The organism is Streptomyces sp. NPDC052109, from assembly GCF_040680195.1.
In the GTDB taxonomy this organism is placed as follows: domain Bacteria; phylum Actinomycetota; class Actinomycetes; order Streptomycetales; family Streptomycetaceae; genus Streptomyces.
Window position 1 is genome coordinate 262,484 of sequence record NZ_JBFAWF010000004.1, and the last position, 18,440, is coordinate 280,923.

An 18,440-nucleotide genomic window follows, 5' to 3' on the forward strand; every position below is an offset into this window, starting at 1 on the left:
CGTGTTCCCATGAGCGTGAGCGGTGGGCGGGGCGGAACGGAACGGCTGGTCGTGATCGGCGGCGACGCCGCGGGCATGTCCGCGGCGTCGCAGGCGCGGCGGCTGAAGGAGCCCGGCGAGATGCAGATCGTGGCCTTCGAACGCGGCCACTTCACCTCCTTCTCGGCCTGCGGCATCCCCTACTGGGTGGGCGGCGACGTTTCCGAACGGGACGCCCTGATCGCCCGCACCCCGGAGGAACACCGCGCGCGGGGGATCGATCTGCGGCTGCGCACCGAGGTCACGGAGATCGACCTGGCCGGCGGGCGGGTACGCGCGCGTGACGTCGCTTCCGGCGCCGAGTCCTGGACGCCGTACGACAAACTCGTCATCGCGACCGGAGCGCGCCCGGTCCGCCCGGACCTGCCCGGCATGGACGCACCCGGGGTGCACGGCGTGCAGACCCTGGACGACGGCCAGGCCCTGCTGGACACGCTGGCACGCGCGCGTGGCCGCACAGCGGTGGTCGTGGGCGCCGGCTACATCGGTGTGGAAATGGCGGAAGCGCTGATCAACCGCGGGTTCGAGGTGACGGTCGTCAACCGCGGCGAAGAGCCGATGTCGACACTCGACCCCGACATGGGCCGCCTGGTGCACCGGGCCATGGAGGGCCTCGGCATCACCATGGTGAACGACGCCGAGGTCACCAAGATCCTCACCGGAGCGGACGGCCGGGCCCGCGCCGTGGCCACGGAGGACGCCGAGTACCCCGCGGACGTGGTGATCCTCGGTATCGGTGTCCGCCCGGAAACCGCTCTCGCCAGGACCGCGGGCCTGCCCCTCGGCGCCCACGGCGGCCTGCTCACCGACCTCGCGATGCGGGTGCGCGGCCAGGAGAACGTCTGGGCCGGCGGCGACTGCGTGGAGGTGCTGAACCTGGTCTCCGGCCAGGACCAGTACGTCCCCCTCGGCACCCATGCCAACAAGCACGGCCAGGTCATCGGAAGCAACGTCGGAGGCGGTTACGCGACCTTTCCGGGCGTGGTCGGCACGGCGGTCAGCAAGGTCTGCGACCTGGAGATCGCGCGGACGGGCCTGCGCGAGAAGGACGCCGACCGGGTGGGCCTGCGGTACGAGACGGTCACCATCGAGTCGACCAGCCGCGCCGGCTACTACCCCGGCGCCTCCCCGATGACGGTCAAGATGCTCGCCGAGCGCCGCACGGGCCGGCTGCTCGGCGTCCAGATCGTCGGCCGGGAGGGCGCCGCGAAACGGGTCGACATCGCCGCGGTCGCGCTGACCGCGCAGCTGACGGTGGAACAGATGACGGCCCTGGACCTGGGCTACGCCCCGCCGTTCTCACCGGTGTGGGACCCGGTCCTGGTGGCGGCGAGGAAGGCCGCGGCGAAGGTGCGGGTCTCCTAGGCCGTCCCGCTGATCCGCGGCAACGCGGACACCGCTGCCGGCTGCTCCCCGGCGGGCTTCGCGTGGGTGGCCGTCGGGCGGGTCGACCGCAGCCGGTAACTGACCGCCTCGTCCAGCGTCACCGGCCGCCCCGTCTGCGCGGCGAGCCGCCCCGCCTCCTGACCGAGCCGCGCGACATCCTCCCAGGGGATCCGTACCACCAGAGCCAGCTCGGCCTCACCATCGGGCAGCGCCTGCATCGGCTGTACCTGCGGAGCGTTCGTCATCGCCTGTCCTCACGTCGGTTGAGAACAGATACGCGCCTCCGCCCCGGGCCGTTCACCGATTCGGCCGCCGTATCCCGGGCACTACTTCTGTGTGGTCATCCCCGTCCATGACGTGAACCCGGTGCGCCGCACCCCGTGGGTGACGTACGCCCTGATCGCCGCGAACTTCCTGGTGTTCGTCACCACGCCCGGGATAGCCGGTTCCGTGGCCGGCGGCAGCGACCTGGCGCAGCTGTGCCATCTGCAGGCCTTCATGGACCACTACGCGGCGGTCCCCAGAGAACTGATCCACCATCAGATGCCCCGGCTGGTCCCGACCGGAGGCACAGGGGTGGGCCCGCACGGACCGGGCTGTGTCGTCGCCCCGCCCCGCTACGACAAGTCGCCGCCGGTGTCGGTCTTCACGGCGATGTTCCTGCACGGCAGCTGGCTGCACCTGCTCGGCAACATGCTCTTCCTGCTGATCTTCGGCAACAACGTCGAGGACCGGATGGGCCACGTCCGTTACTTCTTCTTCTACGTCGTCTGCGGTTACGCGGCCGGATACGGTTTCGCGCTGCTCAACGACGCGTCGGGGGACCCGCTGATCGGCGCGTCCGGCGCGATCGCCGGGGTCCTCGGCGCCTACATCGTGTTGTGGCCGAGGGCGCGGGTGTGGGTCCTCGTCCCGTTCCTGGTCTTCCTGCCGCTCAGGCTGCCCGCCTGGCTGGTGCTGGGCTTCTGGTTCGCCCTGCAGGCGGTGTACTCGTCCGGACACGGCGTGTCCGGGGCGGGCACGGTGGCGTACGCCGCGCACGTGGTCGGCTTCGTGGCGGGCATGCTGCTCGCCTGGCCGCTCAAGCCCGGCACCCCGCCCCCGCCGGAGCCGCCCGGCCTGCTGTTCGGCAGGCGGGCGCGGCCCCGTCACGCCTGGTGAGTCAGCGGGCGGTCGTGGTGTGGACGTACTCCACGAGCCGGGTCAGCGCGTCCGGGTCGGTGTTCGGCAGGACGCCGTGGCCGAGGTTGAAGACGTGGCCCTCCAGGCCGACGGCCGCGTCCAGCACCTCGCGGGCCCTGGTCTCCACGGTGTCCTTGTCGGTGAACAGGACGGTCGGGTCGAGGTTGCCCTGGAGCGCCTTGCCGGGACCGACGCGGCGCCGGGCCTCGTCCAGCGGGACGCGCCAGTCGACGCCGACGACGTCCGCACCGGCCTCGCCCATGAGCGGCAGCAGCTCACCGGTGCCCACACCGAAGTGGATGCGCGGGACGCCGTAGCCGGAGACGGCCCGGAAGACCTTCGCGGAGGCGGGCATGACCGAGCGCCGGTAGTCCGCCGGGGCGAGGGCGCCGACCCAGGAGTCGAACAGCTGGACCGCGCTCGCGCCGGCCTCGATCTGCACCTTCAGGAAGGCGGCCGTGATGTCGGCCAGGCGGTCCAGCAGGTCGGCCCACAGCTCGGGGTCGCCGTACATCATCGCCTTGGCGTTCTCGTAGGTCCGCGAGGGACCGCCCTCGACCAGGTAGCTCGCGAGGGTGAAAGGCGCGCCCGCGAAACCGATCAGCGGGGTGGCGCCCAGCTCCTTGGTGAGCAGGCCGATCGCCTCGGTGACGTAGGGGACGTCGTCGGGGGTGAGGTCGCGCAGCCGGGCCAGGTCGGCCCGGGTGCGGATGGGCTCCTCCACGACCGGGCCGACGCCCGGCTTGATGTCGAGGCCGAGGCCGATGGCCTTCAGCGGGACGACGATGTCGCTGAAGTAGATGGCCGCGTCCACGTGGTGCCGGCGCACCGGCTGCAGCGTGATCTCGGTGATCAGCTCGGGCCGCATGCAGGACTCGAGCATGGGGACGCCCTCGCGCACCTTGCGGTACTCGGGCAGGGAGCGGCCGGCCTGGCGCATGAACCACACCGGGGTGTGCGGCACGGGTTCGCGCCGGCACGCCCTCAGGAAGGCGCTGTCGTACGTCGCTGTCGGCTGCATGCTGTCGTTGGCGGTCACGGGGAAAGTTTCGCATGCCGCCGGGTCGGGACTTCGCCCGGAGTCGAGCCTGCCTGCGGCTCCGGACTGTGTCTTGCCCTGCACAAAGCCGCGGTTCCCCTTACTCTTCCCCGCATGGCTGCGGCTCACGGACGAATGTCGGACAGCGCTGACGGAATGGACGACGTGAAGGACACCGAGGAGGCGGACCGGCGCTCCGGCAGTCCCGGGCCGCCGGTCTTCCAGGCCGCCGTCGAAGCCCTGCGCAGCAGCCGGCTGCGGCCGCAGATCGAGGTGGAGCCCACGCCCGCCCCGCAGCGGCTGGCGCCTTACGCGTACGCGCTGGAGGCCGTGGTGGTCGAGGGGGAGCAGGAGCTCGCCGACGGACGCCTGGTGCTGCTGCACGATCCGGCCGGGCACGACGCCTGGCGGGGGACGTTCCGGCTGGTGACCCTGGTGCGCGCGGAGCTGGAGCCGGAGATGGCGGCCGATCCACTGCTGCCCGAGGTCTGCTGGTCGTGGCTGACCGGGGCGCTGCAGGCGCGCGGGCTGGGCTACGGCGAGCCGAGCGGGACGATCACGCGCGCGAGTTCGCACTACTTCGGCGGGCTGTCCGAACGGCGGCCCGCCTCGCAGATCGAGATCCGGGCGTCCTGGACGCCGCGCGAGGGGCTCGGCGGGGTGCCGGACACCGGCTCCCACCTGGCCTCCTGGTCCGACCTGCTGGCCCAGGTCGCGGGGCTGCCGCCGGCCGGTCCGGGCGATACCTCGGTGGTGACGCTGCCCCAGCGCAGGGGCCCCCAGCCACGGTGATCGAGGCCTCCTGAGCGCGGCTTCATCCACATGGGCGCCTTATTGACCATCCCTTTGTCGATACGGCCACTTTCCGACTCCGAATCGCATCCGCTCGAACCGACTCGATCTTCGGATGATCGATCGCGTGTCCGAATTGCACAGATTGTTACTCACTAGATCGTGATCATTCTCTAAAGGCGGACGAGTTTGCTGCCGAAGACGACTGTGACCTTGAAAGCACGGTTCGTCCCGGCTTCCTCCCCACAAGCCGGCCCCGTCCCCCCACCCAGGAGGCCTGGTGTCCGTTCTCCTCGAGCAGCCCGCAAGCCTGGTCGCCTACCGCCCGAACAAGCCGACCGCCATGGTGGTCGTGGCCGACCCGCGCGTGCGTTCCACCGTCACCCGCCATCTGTGGGCGCTCGGCGTGCGCGACGTCATCGAGGCCTCGTCCATCGCGGAGGCTCGTCCCCGCATCGGCAACCCGCGCGACATCTGTGTCGCCGACGTCCACCTGCCCGACGGCTCCGGCCTGACCCTGCTGTCCGAGACCCGCGCCGCGGGCTGGCCCAACGGGCTGGCGCTGTCCGCCGCCGACGACATCGGCGCAGTGCGCAACGCCCTGGCGGGCGGGGTCAAGGGCTACGTCGTCACCGGCACCCGCACCAACATCGGCCTGCCCACCCGGCCCGGCGCCGCTCCGCTCGGTGCCGCCCGCATGCACCGCCGCCCCCCGGGCGCCCCGAGCCACCCGGGCGGCTACCGCGAACTGTCCGGACGCGAGGTCGAGGTGCTGCGGCTGGTCGCGGAGGGGCAGTCGAACAAGGCGATCGGCGTCTCCATGGGTCTGTCCGCACTGACCGTCAAGAGCCACCTCGCCCGCATCGCCCGCAAGCTGGGCACCGGTGACCGGGCCGGCATGGTGGCCGTGGCCCTGCGCACCGGGATCATCCACTGAGCCGAACCCCAGCCGGTCGCCGGACCGATTGCCGAACCGCTCCCGAGCCGTGTCAGCGAGCCGCTCATCGACCCGTTCATTGAGCCGATCAGACCAGCCGACGCCTCCCTGACGTGAACCCCGCCTTTCCCCGACCTGACTGGTTTACGACCCTTCCGCGCCCGTCGACGGAACGTTCCGTCGACGGGCGCCGTCCACACACGGATACCCTTGACAGGTGACCGACGCCCAAGAGACCGCAGCAGACAGCTCCCTGCGCACCACCGGAGGCACCCCTCCGGACGACGCCGGATCTTCTGTGACGGAGGCGCCGACACCGCTGCTCGAACCCCGCGAGGGCATTCCGCCGGTCATCACCGACGAGGCCGCCCTCGCCGAGGTGATCGCCGCCTTCGCCGCGGGCTCAGGCCCCGTCGCCGTCGACGCCGAGCGCGCCTCCGGCTACCGCTACGGCCAGCGCGCCTATCTGGTGCAGCTGCGCCGCGAGGGCGCCGGGACCGCGCTGATCGACCCCGTGGCCTGCCCCGATCTGTCCGGGCTCGGCGAAGCGCTGTCCGGCGTCGAGTGGGTGCTGCACGCGGCCACCCAGGATCTGCCCTGCCTGCGCGAGATAGGCATGGTCTCCACCCGCCTCTTCGACACCGAGCTGGCCGGCCGGCTCGCCGGGTTCCCCCGGGTCGGCCTCGGCGCCATGGTGGAGAACGTCCTCGGCTTCGTCCTGGAGAAGGGGCACTCCGCCGTCGACTGGTCGACCCGGCCGCTGCCCGAGCCGTGGCTGCGCTATGCCGCGCTCGACGTGGAGCTCCTCGTCGACCTGCGTGACGCCCTGGAGAAGGAACTGGACCGGCAGGGCAAGCTGGAGTGGGCCCTGCAGGAGTTCGACGCGATCGCGGCCGCGCCGCCGACCGAGCCGCGCAAGGACCCCTGGCGTCGTACGTCCGGGATGCACAAGGTGCGCAGGCGCCGGCAGCTCGGGGTCGTACGGGAGCTGTGGGAGACGCGGGATCGCATCGCGCAGCGCAGGGACGTGTCGCCGGGCAAGGTGCTGAGCGACGCGGCCATCGTCGAGGCGGCGCTCGCCCTGCCGGGCAATGTGCACGTGCTGGCCGGGCTGAACGGGTTCGGGCACCGGATGGGGCGGCGGCAGCTGGAGCAGTGGCAGGCGGCCGTGGACCGGGCCAAGGCCCTGCCCGACAGTGCGCTGCCGCAGCCGGGGCAACCGGTCACCGGGCCTCCGCCGCCGCGGGCCTGGGCCGACAAGGACCCGGCTGCCGCGGCTCGGCTGTCCGCGGCAAGGGCCGGGGTGACGGCTCTTGCCGAGCAGCTCAACATGCCGCAGGAGAACCTGGTGTCCCCGGACACGGTGCGGCGGATCTGCTGGGAGCCGCCGAAGGCGGTCGACACCGGGTCCGTGGAGGTCGCGCTGGCCGGATACGGCGCGCGGGCATGGCAGGTGGAGCTGGTGGCGCCGGTGCTGGTGCGGGCGCTGGCGGCGAAGGCCGCCTAGCCTCACCCGGTCGCTCCTCGCGGGAACCGTCCCGCCGCGACGATCTCCCCCTGGGCGCCGTAGGGACGTCGAGATCACGCCAAGATCCTGGGCCGGCCCGCAGAATGGGCGGGCGACCGTCCCTCATCGGCGTGGCGCCGTTCGAGCGGGCAAGGGCACGCCGGGAACCGGCCCCCCGGGGCGTGACAGGCGGCGGCCGGTTTCTCCGGCGAGTCCGGGGCGCGGGCGACACGCGCTCTGCTGTCGGCCGCTCGGCGGCAGTGGCCATCCTCGAGCCGGCACCACGCGGACCCCTGGCATCGGCGTGACAAGACCCATCCCCGGTGGTGTGACGTTCACCGCTCCAGCCGGGGGGACTGGGCAGTCACGTTACTCGTAAGTAGCATGGTGCTGAGCGCGCGCTCAGTGCATGCGTGCCGCAGCAGTGCCATCCCGCACCCTGGAGGAGAGCCATCGTGCCTCGTACCGTCAGGGACGTCGTCTTCGTCGACGGCGTCCGCACCCCGTTCGGCAAGGCGGGCCCGAAGGGCATCTACCACGAGACCCGCGCCGACGACCTCGTCGTGAAGGCGATCCGGGAGCTGCTGCGCCGCAACCCCGGTCTGGACCCGAAGAAGATCGACGAGGTCGCCATCGCCGCGACCACGCAGATCGGTGACCAGGGCCTCACCCTGGGCCGCACGGCCGGCATCCTCGCGGGCCTGCCGCAGTCCGTGCCCGGCTACTCGATCGACCGCATGTGCGCCGGCGCCCTGACCGCCGTGACGACCACCGCCGGTTCGATCGCCTTCGGTGCCTACGACGCCGTCATCGCCGGTGGTGTCGAGCACATGGGCCGCCACCCGATGGGCGAGGGCGTGGACCCGAACCCGCGGTTCGTCTCGGAGAAGCTGGTCGACGAGTCCGCCCTGTTCATGGGCATGACCGCGGAGAACCTGCACGACCGCTACCCGCAGATCACCAAGCAGCGCGCCGACGAGTACGCGGTGCGCTCGCAGGAGAAGGCCGCCAAGGCGTACGCCAACGGCAAGATCCAGCAGGACCTGGTGCCGATCTCGGTGCGCCGCACCAGCCCCGAGGCCGGCGAGACCGGCTGGGGCCTGGTCACCGCCGACGAGCCGATGCGCCCGGGGACCACCCTGGAGAACCTGGCGAACCTCAAGACGCCGTTCCGCGTCCACGGCCGGGTCACCGCAGGCAACGCGGCCGGTCTGAACGACGGTGCGACCGCCTCGATCATCGCCTCCGAGGACTTCGCCCGCGAGAACAACCTGCCGGTGAAGATGCGGCTCGTCTCCTACGCCTTCGCGGGCGTCGAGCCGGAGGTCATGGGCTATGGCCCGATCCCGGCCACGGAGAAGGCCCTCGCCAAGGCGGGCCTGTCCATCTCCGACATCGGCCTGTTCGAGATCAACGAGGCCTTCGCCGTCCAGGTCCTGGCCTTCCTCGACCACTACGGCATCGCGGACGACGACGAGCGCGTCAACCAGTACGGCGGCGCCATCGCCTTCGGTCACCCGCTGGCCTCCTCCGGCGTCCGTCTGATGACGCAGCTGGCCCGCCAGTTCGAGGAGCAGCGACACGTCCGCTACGGCCTGACCACCATGTGCGTCGGCTTCGGCATGGGCGCGACGGTCATCTGGGAGAACCCGCACTTCGAGGGGGACAAGTGAGCACCACCGCCGAGCTTCTGAAGCAGGCCTCGGGCCTGTTCCCCGACGAGGTCGTGACGTCGGCGCACGTACGCCACTTCGACCTGCCGTTCGGCGCGGGGCGCTTCGCGCTGATCACGCTGGACAACGGTTTCGACCACACGAAGCCGACCACCTTCGGCCCCGGCTCGCTGGCGAACCTGAACGCCGCCGTCGACCAGGTCGAGAAGGAGGCGGCGGACGGCGAGATCGTCGGTGTCGGCATCACCGGCAAGCCGTTCATCTTCGCGGTCGGCGCCGACCTCAAGGGCGTGGAGATCCTCAGGGAGCACGAGCACGCGCTGGCCATCGGCAAGGGCGGCCACGACGTCTTCAAGCGCCTGTCCGGCCTGGCCGTCCCGACCTTCGCCTACTACAACGGCGCGGCGATGGGCGGCGGTGTCGAGGTCGGTCTGCACTGCACCTACCGCACGGTGTCGAAGGCCGTCCCCGCGTTCTCGCTCCCCGAGGTCTTCCTCGGCCTGGTCCCCGGCTGGGGCGGCTGCACCCTGCTGCCGAACCTGATCGGCGCCGACAAGGCCGTCTCGGTGATCACCGAGAACTCGCTGAACCAGAACAAGCAGCTCAAGGGCAAGCAGGTCTTCGAGCTCGGGATCGCCGACGCGATCTTCGAGGGCGCGGACTTCCTGGAGCAGTCGTTGCTGTGGACCGCGCAGGTCCTCAACGGTGACGTCAAGGTCGAGCGTCCGGCGATCGACCGCGGCGAGGGCTGGGACCAGGCCGTGGCCAGGGGCCGGTTCATCGCCGACTCCAAGGTGCACGGCGCGGCCCCGGCCGCCTACCGCGCCCTCGACATCATCGCCGCCGCCAAGAACGGCGACCTGCAGCAGGGTTACGACGCCGAGGACCAGGCCCTCGCGGACCTGATCATGAGCGGCGAACTGCGCGCCGGCCTCTACGCGTTCAACCTCGTCCAGAAGCGCGGCAAGCGTCCCGCGGGCGCCCCCGACAAGAACCTGGCGCGTCCGGTCACCAAGGTCGGCGTGGTCGGCGCGGGCCTCATGGCTTCGCAGCTCGCCCTCCTCTTCCTCCGCCGCCTCGAGGTGCCGGTCGTGCTGACCGACATCGACCAGGAGCGCGTCGACAAGGGCGTGGGCTACGTCCACTCCGAGATCGACAAGCTGCTCGGCAAGGGCCGGATCAACCAGGACAAGGCCAACCGCCTCAAGGCGCTGGTCACCGGTGTCCTGGACAAGGCCGAGGGCTTCGCGGACGCGGACTTCGTCATCGAAGCCGTCTTCGAGGAGATCGGCGTCAAGCAGCAGGTGTTCGCGGAGGTCGAGGCGGTCGCCCCGGCGCACGCGATCCTCGCGACCAACACCTCCTCGCTGTCGGTGACGGAGATGGCGTCGAAGCTGAAGCACCCCGAGCGGGTCGTCGGCTTCCACTTCTTCAACCCGGTCGCGGTCCTGCCACTGCTGGAGATCGTCCGCGGCGAGAAGACCGACGACGCCTCGCTCGCGACCGCGTTCGCCGTCGCCAAGAAGCTGAAGAAGACCGCGGTTCTGGTCAAGGACGCCCCGGCGTTCGTCGTGAACCGCATCCTGACCCGTTTCATGGGCGAGATCCAGAACGTCATCGACGAGGGCACCCCGGTCGAGGTCGCGGAGAAGGCCGTGGAGCCGCTCGGTCTGCCGATGTCCCCGCTGGTGCTCCTGGAGCTGGTGGGTCCCGCGATCGGCCTGCACGTCTCGGAGACCCTGCACGGGGCCTTCCCCGACCGCTTCAAGGTCTCCCCGAACCTCAAGGCGGTCGTGGAGGCGGGCAAGCGCGGCTTCTACGTCTACGACAGCGGCAAGCCGGAGCTGGACCCTGAGGTCGCGGCGCTCCTGAAGCAGGGCGACAGCGTCCTGACGGAGCAGCAGGTCCGTGCCCGCGTCCTGGACGCGGTGGCGCAGGAGATCGGGCTCATGCTCGACGAGGGCGTCGTCGCCGAGGCCCAGGACATCGACCTGTGCCTGATCACGGGCGCCGGCTGGCCCTTCCACCTGGGCGGCATCACGCCGTACCTGGACCGCGAGGGCGTCTCGGAGCGCGTGAACGGCAAGACGTTCCTGGAGCCGGGCGTGGCGAGCGTCCCGGCGTAACGCTCCGCCGGTGAACGCCGGGTGTGCGCGCTCCTGTCGGGGGTGCGCACACCCGGCGTTCCCGTGTCTCGGCCTTCGTCCGCCATCGCCTGACCGGCTCGAGGGTTCGGACCGCGCCCCGGGGGACGCGGCAGGCGTGCGGGGCCGTGCCTTCCGGACACAGCGCCCTGATCCCCGTCTTGCGGACGGCGCTCCGGATCCGCAGGGAGCAGCCTTTCTGACGGCCTCCCGGCCCTCCCGGCCTTCGTGGCCCTCCTCTTGAGGACGTCCTGTCCGTCCGCAAGGTCGTCGGATCACCGCCCGCGGGGGTTCCCCGGCGTCGAATGCATGCGGGATCATGAAGGATGCGCCCGGATGCCTGGCACCTCACCGAAGACATCGACGAATTCCTCTCCCACGCCAACGACTTCCTGTGCTCGCGCCCCGCGCTGCACACCATGCAGCTGACGGTGCTCGAGAAACTGCGCACACGCGGTGCGGACGCCTACGGGGGCGCCGGCACCGTCGTCGGCCGGCTGGAGCGAGCGGGCGAGGTCGGCGCCACCTTCTACCGCCTACCGTCCGGCGGGCTGGGCGTCACCCCGCTGACCCCCGAGCAGGCCGGCACCCTCGCCGAACACCTGGTTGCCCTCGGGCACTGCCTTCGCTCCATCAGCGCGGACCACAACACCGCCACTGCCTTCGCCGAGGCCTGGCAGCGGCACGCAGGCGCGACGCCGACGCTCCGCGTCCGGCTCCACCTGTACCGCCTCGGCACGCTCACCCCGCCGGAGCCGTTCCCGCCGGGCCGGGGCCGGCTCGCGGGCGAGCCGGACCACGAGCACCTCATGCGCTGGTGCCGGGAGTTCGCAGAGGACGTCGGGGAAGCCGTTTCCATTGACGCCGCTTCCTGGGACGGCACCCGCTTCGCCGAGAAGCGCTACACCTTCTGGGAGACCCCGGACGGCACGCCCGTCTCCATGGCGGGCCTGAACCCGATGGTCGGCGGCCAGGTCCGGGTGGACCCCGTCTACACCCCGGCCCACCTGCGCGGTCGCGGCTACGCGGGCGCCGTGACGGTCGAGGTCAGCCGCGCCGCGCGCGCCGCAGGCGCGAAGGAGGTCGTGCTGTTCACGAACGCGGCCAACCCCACCAGCAACGCCCTCTACCGGCGCGTCGGGTACCGCCCGATCACCGACTGGGCCGCCTACGACTTCGCGTACGGCACACCGTGAGCGGGTTGGCGCAAACACCTGCTCAGACCTGCCGCCACGCCTCCAGCGCCAGGCCCGGCTCGTCCTTCCGCCGGGTCAGCAGGAGTTGGCCGGTCGACGGGGACAACGTTGCCGCCACGACCCGGTCGTCCTCGTCCGTCGTCAGGGACACCCGTGCGTCCACCGGCAGCCGCGGGCCCGACTCGCTCCACCAGGCACCCGCCGACTCCAGCTCGGTGGGGTGGGCGGCGAAGGCGACGCGGCCGCTCGCCGAGCGCTGGGCGAGCAGGGTGCAGTCGTGGCCGTCGAGGGCGCAGCGGACCGCGGAGACCGGGCCGTGGCCGGCCGAGGGCAGCAGGGTGGCCGGCTTGCCGCCGGGGCGCCAGGCGCACAGGTCACCTGAGGTGTTCGTGTAGTAAACGGTTGTGCTCTCGGGCGAGGTGGCGAGGGCGTACAGGCTGCCCGGGCGCACCGGGGCCTGCAGGGAGTCCGTGAGGACCGGCTCGGCGCCCGCCTCCTCCTGGCGCCAGTGGAGGAGCCCGTCGGGGACGGTCGCGTACAGCTCGACCCTGCCGGACTCCCCCGTCACCGCCGCCAGTCCGTCCAGCACCTCGCGGCCCTTCAGGTCCCGCCAGGGGTCCCAGCCGCCCTTCTCCTTCTGCGCGAGCAGGCGCACCCCGCCCTGGCCGTCGGGCACGAAGACGTGGGCGCGGCCCTGGGCGTCGACGGCGACCGCGGGCGTACCGGTGCGCTCGCCCTTCTTCAGCGGGTGGCCGAGCGGGTTCCAGTCCAGGGCCGCCAGGCGCGGGCGGAAGTGGGTGGAGTGCACGAGGCCCGACTCGCCCTTGACAGTGGGCCGCCAGGAGACGAGGTGGGCATAGCCGTCGGCGCCCTGGCCGACCGCCAGGACGGGATGCAGCGTCTGGTCGCCGCCCACCGTGCGCGGGGTGGTCCAGGGGCCGCCGGGCTCGCGCTCCGCCCGGCACAGGACGGCGTCGCCCGACAGCTGGTAGACACTGAGCCGGCCGTCTCGGCCGCGCAGGAGCCAGTCGCCGTTCACCGGTTCACTCTATGCCGTGCGTCCGGAACGGCCCGCGCCCGTCTGCTCACAGCCGCTTCGCGCTGCGGAACAACCCGGCGTAGAAGCCGTTTCCGTCCAGGCGCGAGACACCGCCCTGGTCGCCGATCGTCGGCCCGTTCTGCTCCTTGCGGCTGGAGATGAACACCTTGTGGCCCTCGGTGTCCGGGCCGAGGTAGATCGCGGAGTGGTCCATGTGGTTGCCGGTGCGGTGGTCCATCTTGAAGAAGAGCAGGTCGCCGGGCTGCAGGACGTCGATGTTCTGCGGCCGGACGTACCAGGGGCTCGGGCCCTGGAGCTTGATGATGTCCACGCCCTCCTTGCCGCGGGCCATGCCGTCCGCGGTGCGCGGCAGCCCGTCGCCGTGGTCGTTGTCGGACATCAGCGGGTAGCGGGCCCGGTAGCCGTAGACCAGGCGCAGATAGCCGGAGCAGTCCACGGAGCGCAGCCGGTCCTTCTGCGGGTACTTGGTGACCCCGTCCCGGAAGGTGTACGGGATGCCCAGGTAGTCGTAGAAGTCGGTCTGCTCGTAGCGGTCGACGCCGTCGGTCTTGAGGGGGCCGTAGTACGCGTGGCCGGCGTACTGGATGCCCTGGTCGTCCTTCTTGGCCGGCGCACCCACGATGTACTGGAAGGCGAACGCGAAGACGTCGTCCTCCTCGCTGCCGTAGTACTGCTTGAACCAGTCCTTGAACCACTGCTGCTTCTCGGAACCCTTGGTCCAGGTCTCCGGCATCAGGCGGACCCAGTCGTCGGTGACCACCTTGGTGGTGGTGTTGGCGGGTTCGCTGAAGGTCCGCGTCGGGCCCTTGAGGGTGGCGGTACGGGCGCCGTCCGTGAAGGTGGCGATGACCGCGCCCTTGCCGTCGCGCAGCACCGAGCGCGCCGGGTTGTTCAGCCGTTCCCAGGTCTGCTTCCCGGTCGCCTTGCCCGAGGTCTGCAGGTTCTCGGTGATCGTCTGGGCGGCCGGGAGCTTGGCCTGCTCGTCCTTGCGCAGCTCGTAGGTGAAGTAGGCGCTGCCCGCGAGCAGCGCCAGGACCGTCACCGTGTGGACGACGGGGCGGCCTTTGCGCTTCGGCATGGTGGGGGCTCCAGGAATGCGTCGGATGGGGCGGGGTCAGGCGGTCGGCATGGCGCCCAGGAGGATGCCGGCGGTCAGCACCACGTAGGTGGCGAGCGAGACCGAGGCGACGGACAGCAGGGTCGCGCCCTTGGGCTGGCGGACCAGCTGGTAGCCGATCAGGCCGGGGACGATGAAGCCGAGCGTCTGGTTGGCGTACAGCAGCGGGAACTCCATCTGCAGCACGATGATCACGGTGGCCTGGATGAGCACACCGCTCAGCACGACGGCCGCGAAGAGCCGCTTGCCGTACAGGATCACGAACTTCTGCATGAGCAGCGTGGCGAGGTAGGTCAGCACGGTGACGCCGACCACCAGCGCGGCCCGCTGGAGGTCCTCGATGAGGGTGAGCGCGAGCCAGCCCGGCGTGATCATGCCGCCCGGCGAGAGGTTGGTCGTCAGGTAGCACATGAGCGAGAACATCAGGCCCAGGCCGATGCCGATCGCGGCGATCTCGGGGGTGAGGACGGAGGGGATCAACGCTGTTCTCCTGGGCTGTGCCACTGCTGGCTGTCGTCTTCGGGAGGCTGGGGCGGGAGGCGGGGTTCGAACAGCCCCCGGGGCTGGGCCGGTTCGGGCGCCCGGTCGCTGTCGGAGGGTGCCTGCGGCAGGGCGGGGGCGGGCCCGCCGTCGTGGTACGGCTGGGGCTCGGTCCAGGTGTCGTACGAGGTCTCGTACGCCTGCGCCTGGTCGTACCCGGACCGGCGCGCCGGCTCCTGGTGCGGGTGGGGCTGTCCGGCGTCCCGTTGCGGCGGGATCCGCGGGACGTACGGCTGCTGGTGCGCGTACCGCGTCTCGTACGCCTCCGAGTAGTGCTGGTACGGGTCGATGCGGGGCGCGTACAGCTGCATGGTCTCGGAGGAGTCGGCCGCGGGTGCCGGCTCGGACCGGCCGGCCCGGGCCCCGGCCACGGGCTCGTCGGCGCTCTCGTCCGGCGGCAGTTCGGCGAGGTGCTCCAGCAGGATCTCGCCCTGGCCGTGGATGTTGCCGATCGCGACCATCGACGAGTCCTGGCCGAGCATGTCCAGCATCTTGCCCATGAACTCCTCGGGGTCGCGCTTGTCGCCGCCCAGGTCGACGGCGCGCGAGCGGAACTCGGCGGGGATGGCGTCGATGGCGGACTTGGCCGGGTGGCCGATGACGAAGACGCGCTCGGGGTCGAGGTCGGGGATGATCTCGCCCATCTGCCCGTTGCGTTCGACGCGGTCGGGGCGGCAGTTGATGACCACGTTGAGCGGGCGGTGGATGGCGCCGAGGTCGAGCAGCTGGTTGATGTTCATCAGCGTCGACTCGGGGTCGTTGGCCGCGAAGACGTTGGCGAAGCGCAGCTTCTTGCCCTCGTGCGTCAGATAGCGCTCGACGGAGAGGACACCGGGGTCCGGCGGGGCGTCGTACATGCCCTGCAGGGCCGTCTCCCGGTCCACGCCGAGGAGTTCGGCGACGGCGAGGGCGATGGCCACGTTCTCCTTGAAGGTGAACCAGCTGAAGCCGCGCAGCTCCTCGTCGGTGACCGTTTCCGGGTCGGCGTAGATCAGCTTGCAGTTCCGGGCGTCCGCCTCCTCCTGGAGGATGTGGAAGCGGTCCTTCTCCGCGGTGACGCAGATGCCGTCCTCGGGCATCGAGCGGCACAGCGAGCGGGCCACGTCGTCCAGGGTGGGGCCCATCTCGGCGAGGTGGTCCTCGCGGACGTTGCACAGCACGCCGATGGTGGAGCGGATCAGCTTGGACTGGTTGATCTCCTGCAGGGCCGGCATGACGGCCATGCACTCGATGACGAGCGCGTCCGGCTTGTACGCGGCGGCACGCCGCACGATGCCGATCTGCTCGACCACGTTGGCGATGCCGAACTTGCGGTAGACCGGCTCCTCGGTGGCGTCCGGGTGGATGAACCGGGCCGCGGTGCCGGTGGTCTTGGCGATGGTGACCAGGTCTCCGCCGCGCAGGGCGCCCGCGCACAGCCGGGTGATGGAGGACTTGCCGCGGATGCCGTTGACCAGGACCCGGGTGGGTATGTGGTCCAGGTTGGCGAAGTGCCGCCGCTGCTCCACGATGCCCGCGACGAGCAGTATCGCGCAGCAGACGAGCAGCACGGCGTAGAGGAAGAGCACGGGTGATCAGTTCCTTGTGTACTGCTGAGGCGGGGTACGGCGGGGCTGCTGGCGGCGCTGGTCCTGCAGTTGCTGCCGGATGAGTTCCAGGGAGCGGGTGACGGCGCCGACCTCGTCGTGGTGCTGCGGGAAGAGCACGTTCTTGCGGTCGCCTCCGGCCAGCGCCTCGGCCCGGTCGGCCAGGGTGCGCAGCGGCCGGGCCACCACGATGTGCAGCCAGCCCAGGCAGGCGACGGCTGCGGCGGCGCCGAGCAGACCCGCGAGGACGGTGCGGTTCTGGGCGTCGTACTCCGGGAGGGCGAGCCGGTCGACGGGCTGCCAGCTGACCACGCTCCAGCCGAGCGACTCGGCCGATCCGCTGCCGGAGAACGGCGCGGCGGCGGCGATCCGCACCCCGTTCTCCCCCCGGTACAGCACGCCGTTGGAGCGCGGCTTCTTGCCGAGCCGCTGGGCGCTGGCCTCGACAAGGTCCTTCAGGTGGTCGTCGGGCAGCGACTGGAAGGCGAGGAAGCCGGTGTTGCCGCCGATGACCTTGTCCCGGTCGTCCACGAGCCGGACCACGCCGAGGCCCGGCCGGGTCAGCAGGGCGTTGAAGAACTCGACGCGGAACTCGCCGATCAGCTGGGCTCCGTTCCGGCCGGGAATCTCGGCGGAGGCGACGACCACGGGCTCCTTGCCGCCGCGGCCAAGCAGCCGCAGGGGCTTGCCGGAGACCCGGTCGGACTGGATCACCTTCGGCTTCTTGCCCTCGCGGGCCTGGATGGCGCCGTGTGCGTCGACGACGTACAGGGAGCGGTAGCGCCGGTTCTCGTTGTAGGTGCGCTCCAGCACGGTCTCCATGGCCTCGGGCGAGGTCTTGTCGCCGATCAGGGAGGCGACCGACTGGAGGTCGGCGTCGCCCTCGTTGAGCGCCCGGCGCACCCGGTCGCTGAGCGTGTCGGTGCGTTCGCGCTGGTCGTTGACGAGCTGGCGGGGTATCTCGGCCGTGTTGTCGGCCCGGTTGACCAGCAGCATCAGGGGTGCGCACCAGGCCAGCAGCAGCACCGCGCAGACCGCGAGGAGGGCGCCGGTGCCCACCCGGCGCAGGCCCTGCGGGCGTTCGGCCGGGCCGGTGGCCTCGGCGCTCTCGCCGAGCAGTTGCCGGCGCAGCCGTTCCAGGGCGCCGCCGATGCGGTGCGCCTCGCCGTAGCCGGGGACGGTGACGGGCCGGGTCAGGTCGCCGCGGGTGAGCCGGCGGGACTCCAGGAACAGCCGGATGAGCGGGCGCTGCACGGTGCCCAGCAGCACCGCCACGGCCAGGGCACCCACCACGAGCAGGGCGCCGGCCACCGCCAGTCCCAGCACCGGGGAGCCGGCCCGGGCGGACTCCTCGGTCACCTTGACCATCGCGACCACGGACAGGCCGAGCCCGCTGGCGGTGGTGACCTCGCCCGGCTGGGCCGCGGCGAGCGTGGCGTATCCGGCCACGGACCGGTCGCCGACCAGCTTGCCGCCGAGCAGGCTGCCGCTGACGCCCTGGTAGCCGCCGGTGCCGGGGTCCTTGCTGCTGCGCGGGTCCTGGAGCGCCTTGCGGGCCGCCTGCTGGGCGAAGTCCTTCAGCTGCTTGCGGGAGTCCGTGAGGTCCTTGCGGTCGATGCTGTTGCGCGCGGACTCGGGATCGGCGATGCCGTCGCTGCTGAGGATGGTGCCGCTGGAGTCGACCACGGCGATGGAGCGGAACTGGCCGAGGCTGATGCCGGGGAACTTCAGGTTCCGGGAGGCCACCAGCAGCAGCTGCGGCTTGCCCGGCCAGGTCAGCAGTCCGAAGGACAGCAGCCGCACCTCGCCGTTCTTCAGCTGGACCATGCGCGGGGCAAGGCCTCCCTCGCCGCTGAGGGAGGAGAGGTCCACGGAGGTCAGCGGGACCGTCTCACCGCGGGCCGCGACCAGCTTGCCGGTGCGGATCTCGACGACGGCGGTGCCCATCCACTTCTGGTAGGTGCTGCCGAGCTTGTCGAGGACGGCGTCACCGGAGACCGGCTGCCCCGCGCTGAACAGCGAGGCGGAGCGGGTGACGTCGGTGACGGACTCGTCGATGGAGGCGCGCAGCGCGATGGCACCGTCCTCGGCGAAGTGCTGCTGGGAGGTCAGCACCGCCCGCGGCACGCCGGCGTCGTCGACCCGGCCCAGCACGAGTGCCGTGATTCCGGCGAGCGTCAGCAGGAGCGCCGAGAGGACCGCGATCGGCGGTCGGATGCCGCCGATCAGCGACATGTCGGCT

Annotated in this window: 15 protein-coding genes; 8 read left to right on the forward strand and 7 right to left on the reverse strand. The window is 71.4% G+C overall.

What is annotated here, in order from left to right; genetic code table 11:
- Positions 1-9 precede the first annotated feature (9 nt).
- Complete coding sequence (locus AB0L59_RS12190; protein WP_365581975.1) at positions 10-1,404, forward strand: FAD-dependent oxidoreductase; 1,395 nt, start codon at positions 10-12, stop codon at positions 1,402-1,404.
- Here AB0L59_RS12190 and AB0L59_RS12195 read toward each other — a convergent pair.
- A complete protein-coding gene (locus AB0L59_RS12195; protein ID WP_365582195.1) occupies positions 1,401-1,643 on the reverse strand; it encodes a hypothetical protein in 243 nt (80 codons plus the stop codon). The two genes, AB0L59_RS12190 and AB0L59_RS12195, sit on opposite strands and share 4 nt — an antisense overlap.
- A 118-nt stretch (positions 1,644-1,761) precedes the next feature.
- On the opposite strand from AB0L59_RS12195, the gene AB0L59_RS12200 reads away from it, so the two are divergent.
- The gene (locus tag AB0L59_RS12200; RefSeq protein WP_365581977.1) at positions 1,762-2,586 is read left to right on the forward strand and encodes a rhomboid family intramembrane serine protease; all 825 of its coding nucleotides are present in this window, start codon (positions 1,762-1,764) and stop codon (positions 2,584-2,586) included.
- 1 nt (position 2,587) lies between these two features.
- Here AB0L59_RS12200 and hemE read toward each other — a convergent pair whose 3' ends face one another.
- Positions 2,588-3,646: a uroporphyrinogen decarboxylase gene (gene hemE / locus AB0L59_RS12205; protein ID WP_365581979.1), complete on the reverse strand. Its 1,059-nt coding sequence runs from the start codon at positions 3,644-3,646 to the stop codon at positions 2,588-2,590.
- 114 nt (positions 3,647-3,760) lie between these two features.
- Between hemE and AB0L59_RS12210 the strand changes: the two genes are divergently transcribed.
- The 6 genes from AB0L59_RS12210 (at position 3,761) to AB0L59_RS12235 (ending at position 11,895) form a co-directional block, all read left to right on the forward strand.
- Positions 3,761-4,438, forward strand: a complete 678-nt coding sequence (locus tag AB0L59_RS12210; protein WP_365581981.1) for a DUF3000 domain-containing protein — start codon at positions 3,761-3,763, stop codon at positions 4,436-4,438.
- A 280-nt stretch (positions 4,439-4,718) separates the two neighbouring features.
- Positions 4,719-5,375 carry a response regulator transcription factor gene (locus AB0L59_RS12215; RefSeq protein ID WP_023545949.1) on the forward strand — a complete coding sequence of 219 codons (657 nt, stop codon included), beginning with the start codon at positions 4,719-4,721 and terminating at the stop codon, positions 5,373-5,375.
- 217 nt (positions 5,376-5,592) lie between these two features.
- Positions 5,593-6,882, forward strand: coding sequence for a ribonuclease D (locus AB0L59_RS12220; protein ID WP_365581983.1), 1,290 nt, complete (start codon positions 5,593-5,595; stop codon positions 6,880-6,882).
- Between the two features lie 455 nt (positions 6,883-7,337).
- The gene (locus tag AB0L59_RS12225; RefSeq protein ID WP_365581984.1) at positions 7,338-8,555 is read left to right on the forward strand and encodes an acetyl-CoA C-acyltransferase; all 1,218 of its coding nucleotides are present in this window, start codon (positions 7,338-7,340) and stop codon (positions 8,553-8,555) included.
- Positions 8,552-10,681, forward strand: coding sequence for a 3-hydroxyacyl-CoA dehydrogenase NAD-binding domain-containing protein (locus AB0L59_RS12230; protein WP_365581985.1), 2,130 nt, complete (start codon positions 8,552-8,554; stop codon positions 10,679-10,681). Before AB0L59_RS12225 ends, AB0L59_RS12230 begins: the two co-directional genes overlap by 4 nt.
- Before the next feature lie 344 nt (positions 10,682-11,025).
- Entirely contained in the window at positions 11,026-11,895 is an 870-nt protein-coding gene (locus tag AB0L59_RS12235; protein ID WP_365581987.1) for a GNAT family N-acetyltransferase, read from the forward strand.
- Between the two features lie 22 nt (positions 11,896-11,917).
- Here AB0L59_RS12235 and AB0L59_RS12240 read toward each other — a convergent pair whose 3' ends face one another.
- The 5 genes from AB0L59_RS12240 to AB0L59_RS12260 are packed head-to-tail and all read right to left on the reverse strand — an operon-like array spanning position 11,918 to position 18,433.
- The gene (locus AB0L59_RS12240) at positions 11,918-12,934 is read right to left on the reverse strand and encodes a hypothetical protein (RefSeq protein WP_365581988.1); all 1,017 of its coding nucleotides are present in this window, start codon (positions 12,932-12,934) and stop codon (positions 11,918-11,920) included.
- Positions 12,935-12,980: 46 nt separating this feature from the next.
- Positions 12,981-14,033 carry an NlpC/P60 family protein gene (locus AB0L59_RS12245; RefSeq protein WP_365581990.1) on the reverse strand — a complete coding sequence of 351 codons (1,053 nt, stop codon included), beginning with the start codon at positions 14,031-14,033 and terminating at the stop codon, positions 12,981-12,983.
- Positions 14,034-14,069: 36 nt separating this feature from the next.
- The gene (locus AB0L59_RS12250) at positions 14,070-14,552 is read right to left on the reverse strand and encodes a poly-gamma-glutamate biosynthesis protein PgsC/CapC (RefSeq protein WP_031169214.1); all 483 of its coding nucleotides are present in this window, start codon (positions 14,550-14,552) and stop codon (positions 14,070-14,072) included.
- The gene (gene pgsB / locus AB0L59_RS12255) at positions 14,549-16,180 is read right to left on the reverse strand and encodes a poly-gamma-glutamate synthase PgsB (protein ID WP_365581992.1); all 1,632 of its coding nucleotides are present in this window, start codon (positions 16,178-16,180) and stop codon (positions 14,549-14,551) included. The genes AB0L59_RS12250 and pgsB overlap by 4 nt, the downstream gene beginning before the upstream one ends.
- A gap of 6 nt (positions 16,181-16,186) precedes the next feature.
- Positions 16,187-18,433, reverse strand: coding sequence for a HAMP domain-containing protein (locus AB0L59_RS12260; protein WP_365581994.1), 2,247 nt, complete (start codon positions 18,431-18,433; stop codon positions 16,187-16,189).
- Between the last annotated feature and the right edge of the window lie 7 nt (positions 18,434-18,440).